The 21,105-nt window shown below is 61.7% G+C and carries 13 protein-coding genes and 1 riboswitch; of the genes, 5 read left to right on the top strand and 8 right to left on the bottom strand.

Features of this window, described 5'->3' with window-relative positions; genetic code table 11:
* Complete coding sequence (locus tag HX855_RS18885) at positions 1-501, top strand: MarR family transcriptional regulator (RefSeq protein WP_309139809.1); 501 nt, start codon at positions 1-3, stop codon at positions 499-501.
* Between the two features lie 56 nt (positions 502-557).
* Here the strand turns inward: HX855_RS18885 and HX855_RS18880 are convergent, their stop codons facing one another.
* Together HX855_RS18880 and HX855_RS18875 are read right to left on the bottom strand one after the other, a co-directional pair.
* Positions 558-1,052, bottom strand: a complete 495-nt coding sequence (locus tag HX855_RS18880; protein WP_003210798.1) for a DUF934 domain-containing protein — start codon at positions 1,050-1,052, stop codon at positions 558-560.
* Positions 1,036-2,694 carry a nitrite/sulfite reductase gene (locus HX855_RS18875; protein WP_177048435.1) on the bottom strand — a complete coding sequence of 553 codons (1,659 nt, stop codon included), beginning with the start codon at positions 2,692-2,694 and terminating at the stop codon, positions 1,036-1,038. The genes HX855_RS18880 and HX855_RS18875 overlap by 17 nt, the downstream gene beginning before the upstream one ends.
* A 451-nt stretch (positions 2,695-3,145) precedes the next feature.
* Between HX855_RS18875 and HX855_RS18870 the strand changes: the two genes are divergently transcribed.
* A complete protein-coding gene (locus HX855_RS18870) occupies positions 3,146-4,225 on the top strand; it encodes an ABC transporter substrate-binding protein (RefSeq protein WP_177088148.1) in 1,080 nt (359 codons plus the stop codon).
* Between the two features lie 6 nt (positions 4,226-4,231).
* Here the strand turns inward: HX855_RS18870 and HX855_RS18865 are convergent, their stop codons facing one another.
* Positions 4,232-4,447: a DUF2970 domain-containing protein gene (locus HX855_RS18865; protein WP_177088140.1), complete on the bottom strand. Its 216-nt coding sequence runs from the start codon at positions 4,445-4,447 to the stop codon at positions 4,232-4,234.
* Between the two features lie 147 nt (positions 4,448-4,594).
* On the opposite strand from HX855_RS18865, the gene HX855_RS18860 reads away from it, so the two are divergent.
* Positions 4,595-11,566: an NEL-type E3 ubiquitin ligase domain-containing protein gene (locus HX855_RS18860; RefSeq protein WP_177088138.1), complete on the top strand. Its 6,972-nt coding sequence runs from the start codon at positions 4,595-4,597 to the stop codon at positions 11,564-11,566.
* 39 nt (positions 11,567-11,605) lie between these two features.
* Here the strand turns inward: HX855_RS18860 and metH are convergent, their stop codons facing one another.
* Positions 11,606-15,316, bottom strand: coding sequence for a methionine synthase (metH, locus tag HX855_RS18855; RefSeq protein WP_177088136.1), 3,711 nt, complete (start codon positions 15,314-15,316; stop codon positions 11,606-11,608).
* Positions 15,317-15,482: 166 nt separating this feature from the next.
* On the opposite strand from metH, the gene HX855_RS18850 reads away from it, so the two are divergent.
* Together HX855_RS18850 and nfuA are read left to right on the top strand one after the other, a co-directional pair.
* On the top strand, positions 15,483-17,774 hold the full coding sequence (locus HX855_RS18850; RefSeq protein ID WP_177088134.1) for a fatty acid cis/trans isomerase: 2,292 nt from the start codon (positions 15,483-15,485) through the stop codon (positions 17,772-17,774).
* A gap of 94 nt (positions 17,775-17,868) precedes the next feature.
* Entirely contained in the window at positions 17,869-18,453 is a 585-nt protein-coding gene (nfuA, locus tag HX855_RS18845; RefSeq protein ID WP_003210817.1) for a Fe-S biogenesis protein NfuA, read from the top strand.
* Positions 18,454-18,664: 211 nt separating this feature from the next.
* On the opposite strand, the gene cobM is transcribed toward nfuA, so the two are convergent.
* The 4 genes from cobM to HX855_RS18825 form a co-directional block, all read right to left on the bottom strand.
* Positions 18,665-19,411: a precorrin-4 C(11)-methyltransferase gene (gene cobM, locus HX855_RS18840; RefSeq protein ID WP_177088132.1), complete on the bottom strand. Its 747-nt coding sequence runs from the start codon at positions 19,409-19,411 to the stop codon at positions 18,665-18,667.
* An 81-nt stretch (positions 19,412-19,492) separates the two neighbouring features.
* Positions 19,493-19,885 carry a cobalamin biosynthesis protein gene (locus tag HX855_RS18835; protein WP_177088130.1) on the bottom strand — a complete coding sequence of 131 codons (393 nt, stop codon included), beginning with the start codon at positions 19,883-19,885 and terminating at the stop codon, positions 19,493-19,495.
* Positions 19,882-20,580: a CbtA family protein gene (locus HX855_RS18830; protein WP_177088128.1), complete on the bottom strand. Its 699-nt coding sequence runs from the start codon at positions 20,578-20,580 to the stop codon at positions 19,882-19,884. Before HX855_RS18830 ends, HX855_RS18835 begins: the two co-directional genes overlap by 4 nt.
* An 11-nt stretch (positions 20,581-20,591) precedes the next feature.
* Positions 20,592-20,780 carry a CbtB-domain containing protein gene (locus HX855_RS18825; RefSeq protein ID WP_010172995.1) on the bottom strand — a complete coding sequence of 63 codons (189 nt, stop codon included), beginning with the start codon at positions 20,778-20,780 and terminating at the stop codon, positions 20,592-20,594.
* A gap of 96 nt (positions 20,781-20,876) precedes the next feature.
* Positions 20,877-21,093: riboswitch (cobalamin riboswitch) on the bottom strand.
* Positions 21,094-21,105 lie beyond the last annotated feature (12 nt).

Genomic DNA, 21,105 nt, shown 5'->3' with positions numbered 1-21,105 from the left:
GTGTCAACAGAAAGCGTGCAAAATACACCTATTGGTCGTCAGATTCGCGAGCTTCACGGGGCGCTGATTGAAATTGTCGGCGCCATGAACCGGCCCCAGCGCGACGAGGTGATGGTCCGCGAGGCCGGGATAGCCCTCGATCGGGCACTGTTTCCGTTGCTGGTGTTGGTAGAGCGCTTGGGACCGATCGGCGTTGTGGAGTTGGCCGATCGGGTGGGGCGCGACTACACCACGGTCAGCCGGCAAGTGGCGAAGCTGGAAAGCCTTGGGTTGATTGATCGCCAGGAAAGCGCCAAGGACCGCCGGGTGCGCGAATCGGTGATCACCCCAGAGGGCAAGGCGATGACGGATCGAGTGGATGAGGCACGGACCCGCATGGGTATGGCGATCTTCGCCAACTGGGAGCAGCAGGATATTGATCACCTGGTGCGCCTGATGGGCAAGTTCGCCGCCGACCTCAACGACGATGCGCTGGTCACGCTCAGCCTGGAAAGCGAATAGAAAACCCGGGCAAAAAAATACCCCTCAATGAGGGGTATTCAGACGGCTTCCAGCGGTTACCGGCGGCGGAACAGCGGCAACGGTTCATCCGTTGCAGCCTGGTAGGTCACCGAGAAATCCTTGAGGCTTTCCAGCGCTTCATACGGGTCTTTGTCGGCGCGCAAGGCGAAGGCATCGAACCCGCAGCGGCGCAGGTAGAACAATTGGTCCCGCAGCACGTCGCCAATCGCCCGCAGCTCGCCCTTGTAACCGTAACGGTCACGCAGCAGGCGGGCGTTGGAGTAGTTGCGACCGTCGGTGAAGGCCGGGAAGTTCAGGGCGATGACCTGGAAATGTTCCACGTCATCACCGATCTCTTCGGCCTCTTCATCGGCGTCCAGCCACACGCCCAGGCCGCCGTCGCGGGCCTTGAGGGCGTGAGCGTGCTCGCGCCACAGGGCCAGCGGCACGATCAGGTCGTCGCAGTTGGAAATGCCATCGAAGCTCGCGTCCTTGGGCAGCAGGTGCCAGGTTTCGTCGAGGACTTCGTTGTTCTTAATGATTCGCTGCATAGACGCGCTCCTTGAACAGGTCAATGCCGATGCGCTGGTAGGTGTCGATGAAACGCTCATCTTCGGTGCGCTGTTCAACGTACACGTCGATCAGCTTGCCGATCACGTCAGGCATGGCTTCCTGGGCGAAGGACGGGCCGAGGATCTTGCCCAGGCTCGCATCGCGGCTGGCGCTGCCACCCAGGGACACTTGGTAGAATTCTTCGCCTTTCTTGTCCACGCCCAGGATGCCGATGTGGCCGACGTGGTGGTGACCACAGGCGTTCATGCAGCCGGAGATGTTCAGGTCCAGCTCGCCGATGTCGAACAGGTAGTCCAGGTCGTCGAAACGGCGCTGGATGGATTCGGCAATCGGGATCGACTTGGCGTTGGCCAGGGAGCAGAAGTCGCCGCCGGGGCAGCAGATGATGTCGGTCAGCAGGCCGATGTTCGGCGTGGCAAAACCCTGCTCGCGCAGCTCGCCCCACAGGGTGAACAACTGAGACTGTTCAACGTCGGCGAGGATGATGTTCTGCTCGTGGGAGGTGCGCAGTTGGCCGAAGCTGTAACGCTCGGCCAGGTCGGCGACGCCGTCCAGTTGCTTGTCGGTGATATCACCCGGCGCAACACCGGTGGGTTTCAGAGACAGGGTCACGGCCACGTAGCCAGGCTTTTTGTGGGCCAGGGTGTTGCGGGTGCGCCAGCGGGCGAAGCCCGGGTGCTGCGCATCGAGTTCGGCCAACTCGGCGTCCTGATTGCTCAGGGCCTTGTAGTCGGGGTCGACGAAATGCTTGGCGACGCGGTGCACTTCGGCGTCGGTCAGGGTGGTCTGGCCACCGCGCAGGTGTTCCATCTCGGCGTCGACTTTCTGGGCGAACACCTCAGGGGTCAGCGCTTTCACCAGGATCTTGATCCGGGCCTTGTATTTGTTGTCACGACGGCCATAGCGGTTGTACACCCGCAGGATGGCATCGAGGTAGCTCAACAGGTCCTGCCACGGCAGGAATTCGTTGATGAACGCACCGACCACCGGCGTACGGCCAAGGCCACCGCCGACAAGAACCCGGAAGCCCAGCTCGCCCGCCGCGTTGTGCACCGGCTCCAGGCCGATATCGTGCACTTCGATGGCAGCGCGGTCCGAGGTCGAGCCATTGATGGCGATCTTGAACTTGCGTGGCAGGTAGGCGAATTCCGGGTGGAAGGTGGTCCATTGACGGACGATTTCACACCACGGGCGCGGGTCGATCAGTTCGTCAGCGGCAACGCCGGCGAATTGGTCGGTGGTCACGTTGCGCAGGCAGTTACCGCTGGTCTGAATGGCGTGCATCTGCACGGTGGCCAATTCAGCCAGGATGTCCGGCACGTCTTCCAGGGCCGGCCAGTTGAACTGGACGTTCTGGCGGGTACTGATGTGGGCGTAGCCCTTGTCGAAGTCGCGGGCAATCTTGGCCATCATGCGCGTCTGACGGGAAGTCAGTTGGCCATAAGGCACGGCAACCCGCAGCATCGGCGCAAAGCGCTGAACATAAAGGCCATTTTGCAGGCGCAGAGGGCGGAACTCTTCTTCGCTCAGTTCGCCTGCCAGATAGCGTCGGGTCTGATCACGGAACTGCTTGACGCGGTCCTCGATGATGCGCTGATCGTATTCGTCGTATACGTACATATAGGTCCTGTTCTCGGCAAATCTGCGCGCACGGCCGCGCACTCCCAACGGAGCCGGCGCACGATACCAGTTTGCGTTTATGCGCAAAAGTGATGTTTGAGTATATGCAAATAACCAAATCGCCTAATGAGAACGGTTATCGTGATACCCACATTTGTCATGCGGGCAATCATGAACTTTACTGTGCTCGTGTCTTTATGCAATCACCTATAAAACCGACAAGAGGCGATGCTATGAGCAATCCGACCAAAGCCCGCAAAAGTGACAGCAGTGTCGATGCCTGGGCCATTTTGTTCTTGATTATCCTGGTGGTTTCCACTGCCGTGTTCTGGGTCAGCCATCAATAAATGGGGGTTCCCCGAGCCGGATTGTCGGACAGCCGGCAATTAATCGGGTTTGACCGGGTTACAGCCATTATCATGGGCGGTCATTCCGAAGGGCTCAGGCGACGATGTTGAAGGTTCTCTGCAAGTGCTTGCTGGTGCTGAGCATGCCGTTCTGGGCCGTGGCCCAGGCGACGTCGGTGGTGTTTCTCAACCCTGGCAATTCGACCGAGACCTTCTGGGTCAGCTACGCGCAATTCATGCAGGCCGCCGCCAGGGACGTCGGCCTGGATTTGCGTGTGCGCTATTCCGAGCGCAACCCCGAGACGACCCTTGCCCAGGCCCGGGAGGCATTGCAGGGCAGTGAGCGCCCGGACTACCTGGTGCTGGTCAACGAACAATACATCGCCCCGCAGATACTGCGCCTGTCCGAGGGCAGTGGGGTCAAGCTGCTGATCGTCAATAACGCCCTGACGGCCGACCAGACCCAACTGCTCGGCGCAGGCAAGTACCCCAACTGGATCGGCAGCCTGGTGGCCGACGACGAAGAGGCGGGGTACTTGATGCTCGCGCAACTGGTGCGCCTGCATGGCCCGGTCGCCCCGGGCGAAACCCTCGACCTGATCGCGTTCTCCGGCGCCAAGACCACACCGGCGGCCCAACAGCGCGAGCAAGGCTTGCGGCGCGCCCTGGCGGATCATCCGCAGGTGCGCCTGCGCCAGTTGGTGTATGGCGAGTGGAGCCGCCAGCGCGCCTTCGACCAGGCCACGCAGCTGTTCAAGCGTTACCCGCAGACAGCACTGGTGTGGTCGGCCAATGATGAAATGGCCCTGGGGGCGATGGACGCCCTCAAAGACAGCGGGCGCACGCCGGGCAAGGACGTGTTGTTCAGCGCGGTCAACTCTTCGCCCGAAGCGTTGCAGGCGCGCCTTGAGGGCCGCCTGAGTGTGCTGGTGGCCGGGCACTTTACCCTCGGCGGGTGGGCGATGGTGGTGCTGCATGACGATGCCCTGGGGCTGGACATGGCGCAGCATGGCGGGCGCGAGCGCACCCTCGAACTCTTTCGGTTGATTGACCCGTCACACGCCGCGCGCCTTTTGCAACTGCACGGGCGCGAGGGCAATGGGGTTGATTTTCGCGGGCTGTCTGCCCAGGGCAAACCGGCGACGTACCGTTACCCGTTCAGCCTGCAATTACTGATGCATTGACCGGGCTCAAACGCCCGCCAGGTGCAGCACCAGCTTGACGATGCCAAACAGGGTCAAGGCAAAGACGGCGGTGAACAGAATGCCCAGCACCACAAAGTGACTGGGCTTGCCGTGGGTAAAGTCGCGGGCGCGATTCTTGCCGCTCTGCACGCCGAAGGCGGCGGCCATGACGCTGTGGAGCATTTGCCAGAACGTCGGCGGCTTGTTGTTGGAGTCGTCCATGTGGTCCTCGACGGCGGGATAAGCCCAATGGTCCCCAAAGGATAGTCAACTTGCAGTAAAACGCGGCCCCATAGGTATCTACTGCCTGGCAGGGCGCTGCACTGGATGTACTGAGACTCCTTAACTCGCGTCATCAGGAGTCACTACATGCCAGCCATACCCCCTCGCGCAGACGACGGTTTGCATACGAAACAGATCAGAACCAGCCTCCCGGCGTGGATTGCTCACAGTACGCTCACCGATATTCAACGCCTCAAGCCGGCAGTGTTTCCCGGTCACTCCCCGTCAGGCCCGCTACCGCAGTGGCTGACCAGCGCCAGCCGCGACCTGCAACGCGCCCTCAGCGCCAGCCAGGCGAGCAGTCGTGCCTCCCGAGAGCGTTTGGCCAAGACCCTCGCGACGTTGAAAGGGGTGAGTGCGTTTACCGAGCCGCTGCTGGTCGAGGCCTTGAAAAAGCGTTTGGGGCAAACCCTGGATGTGAACAGAAATGCGCTGTTCTATCTGCGCTACCGCATGGCGACGGAGCAACACACCTTGTTGCAGGCGGCGTTGTTGAACTTCGAAGGCAATGAGGACTTTTCCCAGACGTCGCTGGGTGAAACCAGTGCCTTGGCACCCATCGATGCGCTGGTCACTGAGTATGGAGCGTTCAACCCCGCAGTAGGAGGTTGGTCGGCGACTTATCGCTACACCGAAAAACTGTCGCTTTCCCCACAGGATTTCTCGCAGCTGTGCCGCACGCTGGATCTGGGGCGGCAATATCAGGAGCACTTGAAACAGGTGTTCGAGGCGCCTGACCGAGCCGCAACGGTTCGGGCACAGATGATTGCCGCGCAAAAAGACCTGTTGGCGGTGCGGGTACACACTGCCCGCATAAAGAATGAAATCACTCAATCGTTCTATCGGGCGCTGCTGGCTGTCCTGTCCGGCACCCCCTACGCCACGCTGGAGGGCAAGCCATTGGCCTACAGCCGCTTGTCGATCTTCGGTATGCCCCTCGGCGAAATCGTCTTGATCGGCCCGGGCTTCAAACCCCAGGGTCGTACGGTGTTCGACTGGGTCTTTCCGCTCCCGGGCGCGATCGACTGGTTGACCCCCAAGGTACCGGTCGGGCGCTTTGTGGCATGGATCCCGGGGGCGCCGCTGTACCCGCTCAAGGAGTACGACTCGATTGCGCAATTCAATCAGGACCTGGCGATCAACTTGCGCACGCCGTCCTATCAGAAGCTGTTCGCCAGCCTGCTGCCGCAGAACAAGGCGGCGGAGTTTTTGCAGCGTTTGAACGATAAGTTGTACACGCACAAATGGAACAGCCAAGGGCTGCGCGAGCGGGTGTACGACGAGAACATTGACCTCAACCTGCGCGACACGCCCATCACTGGCGAGCCGTTCGGCGCCCTTTATGATCTGCATGTGCAGCGCTTGAAAGACAATGCGCTGGCGGTGGCAGTACCCACGGCCGAAGCCGATCGCCAGGCCGCCAGGGAACGTCTCGACTATTGGCTGAGTATTGGCATGAATGTGCTGAACGTGGCGGCGTTTGTCGTGCCGGGGGTGGGCGAGTTGATGATGGCGGTCACCGCCGTTCAGCTGGGAATGGAGGTCTACCACGGCCTCGAATCCTGGCAGCAGGGTGATATGGAGGGGGCCTTGGGGCATCTGGAGTCGGTGGCGCTGAATGTTGCCTTTATGGCAAGTTTGGGCGTCGCCGGGGTGATGGCGGGCAAGGCGCGGGTGATTCAGGTGTCCAAATGGGTCGATGGGATGGTGCCGGTCAAGTTGCCCAACGGTGAAGCCCGGCTGTGGAAACCGGACCTGACCCCTTATCGCAGTGACGCGGTACTGCCCCCCAGCCTGCGGCCCAACGCACAAGGCCAGTATGAGACTGGCGGCAAGATATACGTACGCCTGGGCGAGGACCTGTTTGAAAAGGGCTTTGATACGCGCCAGGGCAAATGGCGGCTCAAACACCCCACCAATCCTGATGCCTACCAACCCATCCTTGAGCACAACAATGCCGGGGCATGGCGCCACACCCATGAAAACCCGCTGCTGTGGAATCGCACGACGCTGCTGCGGCGCCTGGGTCACGAGGCCGAGGGATTTTCCGATGAGACCCTGAACACTATCGGCGACATCAGCGCGGTGCCAGATGATGTTCTGCGCAAGGTGCATATGGATGGCCGGCCGATGCCGTCGTTGCTGGCCGATACCCTGCGCCAATTCTGCGCTGACCGGGGCGCCAGCGAAGTGATCGAACAATGGCGTACCGGTGTCGGCATCGATGACCGTTATGAATACGCCTTGCCGTTGCTGGTGCAAATGCCGAACTGGCCCGCCGGACGGGTGCTGGAATTGTTCCAGGGGCCGGAACCCTGGGGCGTGTCCCACCGCTATGGCAAACCGTTATCGGCGGCGGATGTACGTGCCACGATCAAAATCACCCGTGGCGAGATGCTGGCGGGCAAGTTGCCTCGCCAGGTGCTGGCCGAACTGGGCGAGCAGGGCAGCAGTGACCTGTTGGGGGCTCATGCACCAGGTGACCAGGCGTACGTGTTCCGTACCCGCCTGGCGGACTTTGCGCAAAAGCGCAAACCGGCGCTGGTCGACAGCCTGTATCGCTCCGGCGAGCCCAAGCAGGTGGTGTCCCAGGTGCTTGAGCAACGCTTCGCCTCGTTGCCCCGTGGGGCGGTCAGTGAAGTGCTGGAGCAGGCGGGGGTTCGCCAGCGCGCGGAATTGGCCCGGACCGGCCGGGTCTCGGCACGCCTGGATAACCTGGCGCGCCTGCGCGCTCAACAAGGGCGGCTGAGCCGGGCAATCACCGGCCTGCATCGCCTGACCTTCGCCTCGGCCGACAGCGAGCGCCTGGCGTTGCACAGCCTGGAACAGTTGCCGGGCTGGCCTGGGACGTTGCGTCTGGAAGTGCACGGCGAAAGCGTCACCGGCCCGCTGCTCGACAGCATCGGCCCGCACAATGCCGTCGAACGCAAATACCTGGTCAAGACCGGCGATATCTATCGGGCCTTCGACGAGCGGGGTCAAAGCCTCAACAGCCTAACGCCCGACGGTCGCAACTTCTTCGAGTCGATCATGCAGGCCTTGCCCGATCAGGCGCGACAGTCATTGGGCCTGCCCTCCGTGACCCAGAATGCCGAGCTGCAACAGGCCCTGGCGCGCTATGCGACGACCCATCGCGATGCCATGGCGGCCATCTTGAAACAGCGCGTGCCGCGTTCCCGACCCGCCCTGGCACCGGCCACCGGGCCGGTGGGGTATGCCCTGAGTGGGCACGGTGATGCCTTTGCCCATGAAACCTCGCTGACCACTCGGCTGCGGGCCATTTATCCGAACTTCTCCGAGGAAGAGGCCGAGCGTTTTGTGCTGATGCGGCTGGCCAGCGGCGAGACGCAGCAGCAGGTTCTGCATCTGTTGGCCACACGCCAGCGCGAGCTGGACGGCCTGAAGGCAACCCTGGATCAATGGGCAGAAGGCAACCTGGTGCGCCGGCGCGTAGCCGACGTTTTGATCGGTGGCTGGCGACAAGGCCTGGTACGCGGGGTTGACGCGCATGCTTATCTGGACCTGATGGAAGTCAGTGAGTTGCCGCTGCTTGTTGCCGACTTCTCCCACGTACGTGGGTTGAAATTGCCTGGCGCGGCAGTCGCCGGCCAGACACGGGCGGCACTGTTCCGGCAATTTCCCAATGTCAAACGTGTGGACCTTTATGTTGAGCAGGCCGAGTTGAACGCCATCGCCGACGGCCTGGGCGCGTTACCCGGCGTGACCGAGTTGGCCATTGATGGGTATCAGTTGAGCTATACGCCCGAGTTTATCCAGGGCCTCAGCCAACGGGTGCAGCTTGAACGCTTGAGCCTGGCGGGCGACCTGGCTGCCCTGGACGTCAGCGGCCTGAAAAACCTGCGCAGCCTCAGCGTCTCCGGCTCTCTGGCCGAATGGCCGACCGGCGTGCTGGCCCTCGAACACCTGGAAACCTTGAACTTGTACGGCACGCGGATCAATACGGTTACACCGCAGTTGTTCGCCGGGCATGAACGGGTGTGGCGTGGTTTGACCATGAAGTGGTCGGCCTTCGAGCCCTCCGCATTTATGGCGGTGTTTGAACACGTGCACGGTAACGCCGCGCACCTGATGGACGAGGCGCAACTGGTAAAAAGTTATTGCGACGGCAGCCTGCATAGCTTGAAGGCCTGGGATTCGGCGTTCGTTTTCAATGCAATGGCCGAACTCAGCCGCCAAGGGCTGTCTGCGCACGAACAGGTCGTGCGGGTTAACGTCCTGCGTGAAGAACACCGGGTTTTGACGGCAGAGCTGGAGAGCTGGCAGGCCCGTGAGCTTCGGGTAGGCGGGAAATTGGTCGATGTCTTTTATCGTCAGCGTGCGGCCAGAAGTATTCTGGACTGCTGGCGCGCGGGTCTGGAGCAGCGCTATGGCGGGGGTGCGGCGGTAGCAGGACCTTCTTCACGGGTGGAAAGCGCAGTGAGTCTGGACCTGTCGGGCGGCATGCTGGGTGATTTGCCCGAACTTCCGGCACAGGGTTTTACCCATGTGAGCCAATTGCAGTTGGCCAGCGCCCGTCTGTCGTTGCCGGCGCTGGAAAGCGTGTTGGACAAGCTGCCCAATCTGCGCCGCCTGGGCCTGAGCGGCAACAAGCTTTCAGCATTACCGAGGGCGTTCAGCAACCTGCAGGCCCTGCAGTTCCTCGATCTGTCCCGCAACCAACTGACGGTGACGCCCGCCATCCAGCAGCAACTCAACGGCATGACGCAGTTGCAGCAGCTGACAATGTCGTTCAACCGCCTGGGCGCTCTGGATGTGCGGATGTTGTCGAATTTGCAAAAGCTGGACGTGAGCCATACCGCGCTGCGTGAGTGGCCGACCGGCGTTCTCGAACTGCCGCAGCTGGGTGAATTGAAGCTCAATCACAGCGCGATCACGGGTATTCCGCCGCAGGCCCTGAGCGGCCACGACCTGCTGATGCTGAGGACCAACCTGCGGGGTTGTCCGCTGACGCTGCAAGCCTGCGCCGACATTGAGCAATTCTCCCGACGCCTGTATCGAGACGATCTCCTGCATCTGGTTTCGACACAACAGGCCTTTGCTCAGGCCGCCTACCTGGATAGTCCCATGGGTATTCCCAAGGCCGGTCTGGCCGAAGGCTCGACCGGCGGTGAACCGGAGTATTTCCCTCTTGAAGTGTCGGAAGATCCGGACATGTTGATTGCGTTGGCGTTGGACCCGGCGGGCGCTGAATCGCGGCTGACGCCGGCGCAGCGCTTGCGCCGCCTGGCGCCCCAGCTGAGCGACAGTGGCGCGGTGAGCCTGATCGCTGGCTTGCGTGAAAGCGGCCTGGGGGCGCTGGAGATCGAAGCGCGCCTGCGGCAGTGGACGCAGCAGCACAAGGCACTGGTGATGATGTTGAACGAATGGATCGACGTTCGCGGATACCGCGAGGACGGTGGCTGGATCAGCGCCGTTGACCGTCGGCGTGCGGCCGACCGGATTCTCGACAGCTGGCGGCACAACCTGCGTGCCGACCCCGGGCAGCCAGCGGTCGATGGTCGACACCGGTTGGACTTATCCGGGCTGTTTCTGGGGGAGCTACCTGCGGTGCCCGGGCAGTTCAATCACGTCACCGAATTGAACTTGAACGGGGTCAGGCTCACCGAACAAGGTTCCAACGGGTTTTTGCGTGCATTTACCCAGGCCCGCAGCCTGGTACTCAACCACAACGGCTTGAGCCGCTTGCCCGAAGCCCTCGAAGCGTTCAGCGCGCTGACTCGATTTGAAGCGGCTTACAACGACCTGCGCGACAGCGCTGGGCTGGAGCAATACCTGGCGCACTGGCCGGTACTTGAATGGCTGGACCTGAGTGAAAACACGCTGGCGAACCTGGACATCCGCGCCTTGCCCAACCTGCGGCATCTGGATGTGCACGCCAACATCCTCGAAGACTGGCCGGCCGGGGTGTTGCACGCGCGTAACCTGAGCAATCTTGACCTGAGCAACAACCAGATTGAAACCATTCCATTTGGGGCACTGGATGACGAGCACGAGGTGCTGATGCGAAACACTGATCTGTCCGACAACCTGCTGCTCGAGCAGGAACTGGAGGCGTTGCGCGAATATCAGGCACGCACCGGCAATGGTTTGGGCTTCTCCCCGAGTGATATCGACCGCCTGCTGGAGGGCTACGCCACAACGCAGGAGTCCGGCAGCAGCGAAGATGAGGCCCACCCTGAATTACTGACGGAGGCCGAACAGAAAGCGCAATGGTTTGCCGGCATACCCGACGGCTCATCCCGGCACCGTGTATGGGAAAACCTCAAGGCGAACGAGCAGAGCCGGGATTTTTTCTACATTGTGGCCCAATTGCGGCATGCCAAAGACTTTGTCCAGGACAAAGCGGAGCTGAGCCGCCGGGTCTGGGAGGTGCTGGAAGCTGCCGACCAGTACCCGCAATTGCAGGCAACCCTGTTTGTGAGGGCTCAAGCCTCCATCTCCCGCGTCACCTGTGGTGATGGCTGGATCCTGTTATTCAGCGACCTGGAGGTTCGGGTCTATGAGTTCAAGGCACTCCACGGCGGTACCGAGGGCCAGGAAGGCCCGGCGTTGCTGAAGCTGGCCACCGGCATCATTCGCCTGGAAGAAGTGGAGGCCGTGGCCGAAGTCGCGATCCTGCGACGACCGGGTGTTGACCCGGCAGAGATTCGCCTGGCCTACCGTATCGGGCTGGCCCAGCGCCTGGCGTTGCCTCGCCAGCCATCAACCATGATCTACCGCAACCTATCCCGGGTATCCGACGCCGATATCGATGCGGCTTATGCATCGATCATCGCCAAGGAGGCGCAACCGGCCTTTGTCGAGAAATTGGTGAATCGTGAGTACTGGGTGGATTACCTGAAGCAGCGTTACCCGTCTGAATTCTCCGCCTTGACCCAGCAACGGCAGGTTCGCCTGGACGCACTGGAGACGCGGCATTCCGAGATCACCCCGGCCTACCTGGAAGAGATTTCGGCACTGGACGCGCAGTACAAAGCCGAACAGACGGCGCTGGCCATACGGCTTTCCGCACTCGAACGCACGGCGCTCAATCTGTAAATGAAGCCGGAACCGGCCCGGGACCGGCTCCGGCATCGATCAGTTGTCGTAACCCAGGTTGGGCGCCAGCCAGCGCTCGGTCACGCTCAGGTCCTGATCCTTGCGGGCGGTGTAGCTCGCCACCTGGTCCTTGTCGATCTTGCCCACGGCAAAGTACTGCGCCTGCGGGTGGGCGAAGTACCAGCCGCTGACGGCGGCGGCGGGGAACATCGCGTAGTGCTCGGTCAGGAACACACCGCTGCGGCCGGCATGCATCTCGCTGGCCTCAGGGTCCAGCAGTTGGAACAACTGGGCTTTTTCGGTGTGGTCCGGGCACGCCGGATAACCCGGGGCAGGGCGGATGCCGCTGTACTGTTCCTTGATCAGCGCTTCGTTATCCAGCACTTCATCCTTGGCATAGCCCCAGTGTTCTTTACGCACTTGCTGGTGCAGCCACTCGGCGCAGGCTTCGGCCAGGCGGTCGGCCAGGGCCTTGACCATGATGGAGTTGTAGTCGTCGCCCGCGTCCTGGTAGGCCTTGGCCACTTCTTCGGCGCCGATGCCGGCGGTGGTGATGAAGCCACCGATGTAGTCGGTCACGCCGCTGTCTTTGGGCGCCACGAAGTCGGCCAGGGAGAAGTTCGGCTTGCCGTCGGTCTTGATGATCTGTTGGCGCAGGTGGTGCAGTTTGGCAATCGGCTGGCCGTCGTCACCGTAGACTTCCAGGTCATCGTCCTGCACCTGGTTGGTCGGCCAGAAACCGAACACGGCGCGGGCACTGATGAGTTTTTCGTCGATCAGTTTCTTCAGCATTTCCTGGGCGTCGGCGTACAGCGAGGTCGCGGCTTCACCCACCACTTCATCGGTGAGGATGCGCGGGAACTTGCCGGCCAGGTCCCAGGAGATAAAGAACGGCGTCCAGTCGATGTAGTCGGCCAGGACGTTCAGGTCGATGTTGTCCAGTACCCGGGAGCCGGTAAACGTCGGCTTGACCGGGGTGTAGGTGCTCCAGTCGAACTGCGGCTTCTTGGCGATGGCGACCGGGTAAGTCAGGCGTTCGGTGCGCGCGCTGCGGTTGGCCGTACGCTCGCGCACGTCGATGTATTCCAGGCGGGTTTTTTCGACAAAACCGGCCTTCAATTCCTTCGACAGCAGCTGGGTGGCCACGCCCACGGCGCGGGAGGCGTCGGTCACGTAGATCACCGCGTCATTGCTGTACTTGGGCTCGATCTTCACCGCGGTGTGGGCCTTGGACGTGGTGGCGCCACCGATCATCAGCGGCAGGTGGAAGTCCTGGCGCTGCATCTCGCGGGCGACGTGCACCATCTCGTCCAGGGACGGGGTGATCAGGCCGGACAGGCCGATGATGTCGCACTTCTGTTCCTTGGCCACCTGCAGGATTTTTTCCGCCGGCACCATCACGCCCAGGTCGACGATGTCATAGCCGTTGCAGCCCAGCACCACGCCGACGATGTTCTTGCCGATGTCGTGCACGTCGCCTTTTACGGTGGCCATCAGGATCTTGCCCTTGGCTTCCGGCTTGTCGCCTTTTTCCAGCTCGATAAACGGGATCAGGTGGGCCACGGCCTGTTTCATCACCCGGGCGGATTTCACCACCTGGGGCAGGAACATTTTGCCGGCGCCGAACAGGTCGCCCACGATGTTCATGCCGGACATCAGCGGGCCTTCAATCACTTCGATCGGGCGCGCGAACGACTGGCGGGATTCCTCGGTGTCTTCAACGATGTGGGTGGTGATGCCCTTGACCAGCGCGTGTTCCAGGCGCTTGTTCACGGGCCAGCCACGCCACTCTTCGGTCTCGGCTTCCTTGACGCTGCCGTCGCCCTTGTACTTGTCGGCGATGGCGAGGAGGGCGTCGGTGCCTTCCGGGGTGCGGTTGAGCACCACGTCTTCCACGGCGTCACGCAGCTCGGCCGGGATCTGGTCGTAGATCTCCAGCTGGCCGGCGTTGACGATCCCCATGGTCAGGCCGTTGCGGATCGCATACAGCAGGAACACCGAGTGGATCGCCTCACGCACCGGGTTGTTGCCCCGGAACGAGAACGACACGTTGGACACGCCGCCGGAGGTCAGTGCATACGGCAGTTCGTCGCGGATGTACGCACAGGCGTTGATGAAGTCGACGGCGTAGTTGTTGTGCTCTTCGATACCGGTGGCGACCGCAAAGATGTTCGGGTCGAAAATGATGTCTTCCGGCGGGAAGCCGACTTCGTTCACCAGGATGTCGTAGGAGCGTTTGCAGATTTCTTTCTTGCGCGCTTCGGTGTCGGCCTGGCCGGCTTCGTCGAAGGCCATCACCACCACTGCCGCGCCGTAGCGCTTACACAGCTTGGCGTGGTGAATGAACTGCTCGACGCCTTCTTTCATGCTGATGGAGTTGACGATGCCCTTGCCCTGGATGCACTTCAGGCCGGCCTCGATCACTTCCCACTTGGAGGAGTCGATCATGATCGGCACGCGGGAGATGTCCGGCTCGCCGGCAATCAGGTTGAGGAAGGTCACCATGGCCTTCTTCGAATCCAGCATGCCTTCGTCCATGTTGATGTCGATCACCTGGGCGCCGGCTTCCACCTGCTGCAGGGCGACTTCCAGGGCTTCGGTGTAGTTGTCTTCACGGATCAGGCGGGCGAAGCGGGCGGAACCGGTGATATTGGTGCGCTCGCCGACGTTGACGAACAACGAACTGCGATCAATCGTGAACGGTTCCAGGCCCGACAGGCGGCACGCCTTGGGAATGTCCGGGATCGGGCGCGGCGCATAACCGGCCACGGCCTTGGCGATGGCTTCGATGTGGCCCGGCGTGGTGCCGCAGCAACCGCCGACGATGTTCAGGAAGCCGCTCTGGGCGAACTCTTCGATGACCTTGGCGGTTTGCGACGGCAGTTCGTCGTACTCGCCGAATTCGTTGGGCAGGCCGGCGTTCGGGTGGGCCGACACATGGGTGTTGGCTTTGTTCGACAGCTCTTCCAGGTACGGACGCAACTCGCTGGCACCCAGGGCGCAGTTCAGGCCCACAGACAGCGGCTTGGCGTGGCTGACCGAGTTCCAGAAGGCTTCGGTGGTCTGGCCCGACAGGGTGCGGCCGGAGGCGTCGGTGATGGTGCCGGAGATCATGATCGGCAGTTCGACGTTCAATTCCTCGAACACGCCTTGTACGGCGAAGATCGCGGCCTTGGCGTTGAGGGTGTCGAAAATGGTCTCGATCAGGATCAGGTCGGCGCCGCCCTCGATCAGGCCTTTGGTGGCTTCGGTGTAGTTTTCCACCAGCTCATCGAAGGTCACGTTGCGGTAGCCGGGGTTGTTCACGTCGGGCGACAGCGAGCAGGTACGGCTGGTGGGGCCGAGCACGCCGGCCACGAAACGCGGCTTGGCCGGGTTTTCCAGGGTCTTGGCGTCGGCGATCTTGCGCGCCAGGCGTGCGCCTTCTACGTTTAACTCGTAGGCCAGCTCTTCCATGCCGTAGTCGGCCATGGAAATGCGCGTGGCGTTGAAGGTGTTGGTTTCCAGAATGTCGGCGCCGGCATCCAGGTAGGCTTTTTCGATACCGCCGATCACGTCCGGACGGGTGATCACCAGCAGGTCGTTATTGCCCTTGACGTCGCTCGGCCAGTCGGCGAAGCGTTTGCCACGGTAGTCCTGCTCTTCCAGTTTATAGCTCTGGATCATCGTGCCCATGCCGCCGTCGAGGATCAGGATGCGTTCCTTGAGGGCGTGGTGGAGGGCTTGCAGACGAGCGCTACGATCGGGCATGGGACTACTCTGGTCAGGTATTACGGAGGGCGAAGATCATAGCAAACCTGTGCGCTTTTAGAGCATGTGCAGGTTTTGCATGAATATCGCTCATGTTGGTGAGGGCTGTAGGTCGGTAGAATTGTGTAGGATTTTTTACCGCACGCATTGTATCGGGACCGGGAACATGTCACTTCGCCTCATCGCCAGCGCCGCCTTTGCGCTGTTCGCCTTCACCGCACAGGCAGCAGGTCCCGCCCCGGCGATCTCTTACACCCGTGATGTCCAACCGATTTTTACCGAGAAGTGCGTGGCCTGCCATGCGTGCTACGACTCGGCCTGCCAGCTCAACCTGGGCAGTGCCGAAGGTGCCGCCCGCGGGGCGACCAAAGTGCCGGTGTACGACGGGGAGCGCAGCCAGGCCAGCCAACCGACGCGCCTGTTCTATGACGCCTTCGGCAAAGCCGCCTGGCAGCAGAAGGATTTTTACTCGGTGCTCGACGCCCAGGGCAGCCAGGCCGCACTGATGGCGCGGATGCTGGAGCTGGGGCATAACGCGCCGTTGCAGCCCAATGCCAAGCTGCCCGACGACATCGTGCTGGGCCTGAACCGCGAAAACGCCTGCCCGATGCCGGGCGAGTTCAACGCCTACGCAGGCAGCCACCCCAAGGAAGGCATGCCGCTGGCCGTCACCGGCCTGACCGACCAGCAATACCAGACGCTGCAACGCTGGCTGGCCTCCGGTGCACCGATCGACGAACAAGGCCTGGCGCCGAGTGCCCAGGAAGCCCTGCAAGTGCAGCAATGGGAAAACCTGTTCAACCAGCCCGGCGCCCGGGAAAGCCTGGTGGCGCGCTGGTTGTTCGAGCACTTGTTCCTTGCCCACATCTATTTTGAAGGCGGCGAGCCGGGGCATTTCTTCCAGTGGGTACGGTCGCGCACGCCCAGCGGCCAGCCCATCGACCTGATCAACACCCGCCGCCCCAACGACGACCCGGGCACCCAGGTGTACTACCGCCTGTGGCCGGTGCAGGGCGTGATCGTGCACAAGACCCACATTACTTATCCGTTCAGCGCCGAGAAAATGGCCCGGATCAAGTCGCTGTTCTACACCGACGACTGGCAGGTGCACGCCTTGCCGGGCTACGGGCCGGGCCGCCGGGCCAACCCGTTCGAGACCTTCGAGGCGATCCCGGTCAAGGCGCGTTACCAGTTCATGCTGGATAACGCCGAATACTTCGTGCGCACCTTTATTCGCGGGCCGGTGTGCCGTGGGCAAATCGCCACCGACGTGATCCGCGACAACTTCTGGACCCTGTTCCAGGACCCCGACCACGACCTGTACATCACCGATGCCCGTTACCGTGGCCAGGCCACGCCGTTGCTGGCGATGCCGGGGCAGATTGACGATGTGGGCAGCGTGCTCAGCCTTTGGCTCAAATACCGCGACAAACGTAACGAATACGAAGCGCTGCGCCGGGACAGCTATGCCGACGTGCCGCCGCCGAGTTGGGCGAGCCTGTGGGCGGGCAATGACAACGCGTTGCTGACGATCTTCCGCCACTTTGACAGTGCGTCGGTGACCAAGGGGCTGATCGGCGAAGTGCCGCAGACGATGTGGCTGTTCGACTACCCGCTGCTGGAGCGCACCTATTACCAGTTGGCGGTGAATTTCGACGTGTTCGGCAACGTCTCCCATCAGGCCCAGACGCGGCTGTACTTCGACCTGATCCGCAACGGCGCCGAGCAGAACTTCCTGCGCTTGATGCCGGCGGATTCCCGCGATGATTTCCTCGACGATTGGTACCAGAACAGCGGCAAGGTCAAGCTGTGGCTGGACTATGAAGCCATCGACGACGACAAGCCCACCGGCCTCAAGCTCGATGAAAAAGACCCCAAGCGTGACTTCGCCAACCAGTTGCTGGCCCGTTATGGCGACCTGAATGCCAGCCCGGACCCGATCAACCGCTGCGTCAGCGCCTATTGCTCTCGCCCCGGCATCGACCCGGCCTTGCAGGACGCCGAACAGGCCCTGAGCCGCCTGACCAATCGCCCGGCGGCGGGGCTCAAGGTGATCGACCAGTTGCCGGAAGCCACCCTGCTGCGCATCGAAACCCGCAGCGGCAAACGCGAGGTCTACAGCCTGTTGCGCAACCGTGCCCACAGCAACGTGGCTTTTATGCTGGGTGAGGCTTATCGCTACCACCCGGGCCTGGACACCGTGACCGTCTATCCCGGCGTGCTGAGCAGCTACCCCAACTTCATGTTCAACATCCCGGCGGAGCAAGTGCCGGAGTTTGTCGCCGCCATGGAGAACGCCAAGGACGCCAACCGTTTCGAGAAGATTGTCGACCGCTGGGGCATCCGCCGCAGCCATCCGCAGTTCTGGCAGTACTTCCACGACCTGTCACAGTACATCCGCGAAACCACGCCGGTGGAAGAGGGTGTGCTGGACATGAACCGTTATGAAAACCTGTGATGGGAGGCGAAAGTCTTTTCCGACAAAATTACTGGGACTTTGTACCTCGGTAATAATTTGGCGTAAACTGCCGGCAAGCCTGTGAGGAGTTTCCATGACTGCCATAACCATTACCGACGCCGCCCACGATTACCTGGCTGACCTGCTCTCGAAGCAGAACACCCCGGGTATCGGCATCCGCGTCTTTATCACCCAGCCCGGCACCCAGTACGCCGAGACGTGCATTGCCTACTGCAAGCCGGGTGAAGAAAAACCTGAAGATACGGCGCTGGGGCTGAAAAGCTTCACGGCGTATATCGATGCGTTCAGTGAAGCGTTCCTTGACGATGCCGTGGTGGATTACGCCACTGATCGCATGGGTGGCCAACTGACCATCAAGGCGCCGAACGCCAAGGTGCCGAATGTTAATGCGGACAGCCCGATCAACGAGCGCATCAACTACTACCTGCAAACCGAGATCAACCCGGGGCTGGCCAGCCACGGCGGTCAGGTAAGCCTGATCGATGTGGTGGATGACGGGATCGCCGTGCTGAAGTTTGGTGGCGGTTGCCAGGGCTGCGGCCAGGCAGACGTGACCTTGCGTGAAGGCATCGAGCGCACCTTGCTGGAGCGCGTTCCAGAGCTTAAGGGCGTGCGTGATGTGACTGACCATACGCAGAAAGAAAACGCCTACTACTAAGTAAGGTGTTCACTGCGGACATAAAAAACGGCGCCCCGTGAGCGCCGTTTTTTTATGTTTGTTATTCAGTTAGTTACATAATCTTCTTAACGAAGAAGATCAAGTGTGGGAGCGGGCTTGCTCGCGAACGCGGTGGATCAGTCGACACCTATATCGACTGGCCCGACGCATTCGCGAGCAAGCCCGCTCCCACATTGGGTTCTATGCTCCTTCAGGGGCGGTAGAGGTGGGCATGGCCGGCGCGATACAGCGAGGACTCGCTGAAGCTGTCACTGGCCAGCACCCTGCCTACCAGAATCAGCGCCGTACGCCGAAAGCCCTTGGCCGCGACTTTCCCGGCAATATCGGCCAGGGTGCCGACAGCCCAATCCTGATCCGGCCAGGTCGCCCGATGCACCACGGCAATCGGGCAGTCCGCGCCATAGTGAGGCAACAACTCAGCCACGATTTTCTCCAGGTGATTTACCCCCAGGTGGATCGCCATCGTCGCGCCATGCTGCGCCAGGCTGCTGAACGCTTCACCCGCCGGCATTGCGGTCTTGTCGGCATAACGCGTCAGGATCACGCTTTGAGCGATGTCCGGCAGCGTCAGCTCAGCCTCCAGCAACGCCGCACAGGCCGCCACGGCCGTCACTCCGGGAATGATCTGGAACGCAATCCCCAGCTCGCGCAACACGCGAATCTGCTCGCCGATCGCCCCATACAGACTCGGATCCCCGGAATGCACCCGCGCCACATCCTGGCCTTTCCCGTGGGCGGTCTTGATCAGCTCGATGATCTGCTCCAGATGCAATTCCGCGCTGTTGACCACCACTTCCGCCTGATGGCCCTCAAGCACCGCCGCCGGAACCAGCGAACCGGCATAGATGATCACCGGGCAACTGCGAATCAGCCGCTGGCCCTTGACGGTAATCAGTTCCGGGTCGCCTGGGCCTGCGCCGATGAAAAAGACAGTCATGGATATGTTCCTGTGAAAAAGCACGCGAGCAGGGCTTCAGATGAAGATTGCTCATGATGGAAGCTGATGATTATCGGGAATTCAGCCGGCGCACGCCAATGCAAAGGTGGCCTGGGCGGTTTTTTGGCGGGTGACCAATAAGGTGGCGGGGCGTCGGGACAGCTGTTCAGCCAACGCCAAGGCAGCACTTTCGGCGATGCCGTAGCAGCCGGTATGGGCAAAAACAGTCTCTGATTTATGGCTCAATCGATCTTCGTAAGGCACCAGTTCCGCCGCACTGAAAAACGTCAAAGGCAGTTCCAGCGCCTGGGCGAGTGCGAGCAGCCCCGGCTCATCCTGCTTGCGATCAAGGCTGGCCAGCGCGGTAATTCGCTGGCGCTCAATACCACCCTCGGCAAGGGCGGCATTGAACAGGTCGAGCAGGGCGTCGACAGGACAGCCCCGCTGGCAACCCAGGCCAACTGCCAGGATCATGCCGCGTACTGATCATCACGGTTACGGCGGAACAACCAGGCACTGATCAAGCCCAGTGCCAGCCAGAAGGCCACGTTGGTCAGTTGCGAGGCAATCTTGAACTGAGCTTCCAGGGCTTGCGGCGCCAGCATCGAGTGGACTTCCGGCTGTGGCGCGCCGATCACGTGGGGCACCGCCAGGATCGCCACGCCCAGCACTTTCAGCAGCCAGTTGCGACCGAACACGATCAGCGCGATACCGGCCGCAGTGGAGGCCGCAGTGCCGATCCACCAGATTTGCCGTTGTGCCAGGTCCGCCGCAGCGGTACCCGGCAATTCAGGCGGCAAACCGAGGGTTGGCGCGAGCACGAACGTGGCGTAACCGGCCAGGCCCCAAAGCAGGCCTTGAGCCGTGCGGGTCGGGGCGCGCAGGGTGTACAGGCCGGCAAGCATCAAAGCAAAACCTACCGCGACCACCAAATTGCCGCCCGTGGTGGACAGCACGCGCTGCCAGCCGTCTTCCGGCTCCCAGGCTTCGGCGTCGTGGGTGTGAGCGGCAGCGCCGGCGTGTTCATGCACTTCGGCAGCGGCCGGGGCGTTTTCGTAGGTTTCCGCCTGCAAAATCAGCGGGGCAACCCAAAAGCTTTGCAGCAATGTCAGCAACAAGGCGGCCAGAAGCCCGGTGAAACCTGCGGTTTGAGCAATACGCTTGATCATGTCGGCAGGTCTCAGTGGCACGGGAATGCGGCGCTGTGGCGGGTATCGTGGGCGGCGTTGTGCACCGCTTCGATGTGCGAGAAACCGGCGAAATACACCAGGCACGCGCCAAGAATCGACGCACCGATGGCGGCGCTCAGGCGTTGGCTCAAAGTGGCAGTGGTGCTGGCGGTAGAGGCAGTGCTGCTGATGATCGACATGGCGCGTCCCTTCTGGGTTTCAGGGTGACACGAGCGCATGAAAACCCCGCGAGCCAGGCACGCAGGGTTCTGAACAGCGCCCGCCCACCGCGGGTTTGTTATCTGATTTTTTCGGGCCGGTCTCCGGGCTTGCGAGGGGCCTTGGCCTTAAAAACATCACCTTCCCATGCCGTACAGGCACAGTGGATTTGATGTTTCACTCGCTTACCGTTGCGGGGGCAGCACCGGACTCGTCACGCCCTTGAGTAAAGGCACATGACTCACCGGTTTCCCGTTTCACCCTGTGAAGGGCACCCGAAACAAGATGTGTAGGAGAGCATGGGCG

It is taken from the genome of Pseudomonas sp. IPO3778 (genome assembly GCF_013386825.1).
Lineage (GTDB): Bacteria > Pseudomonadota > Gammaproteobacteria > Pseudomonadales > Pseudomonadaceae > Aquipseudomonas.
The sequence above is the reverse complement of the archived record's forward strand: the minus strand, read 5'-3'. Positions and strand labels throughout refer to the sequence as shown.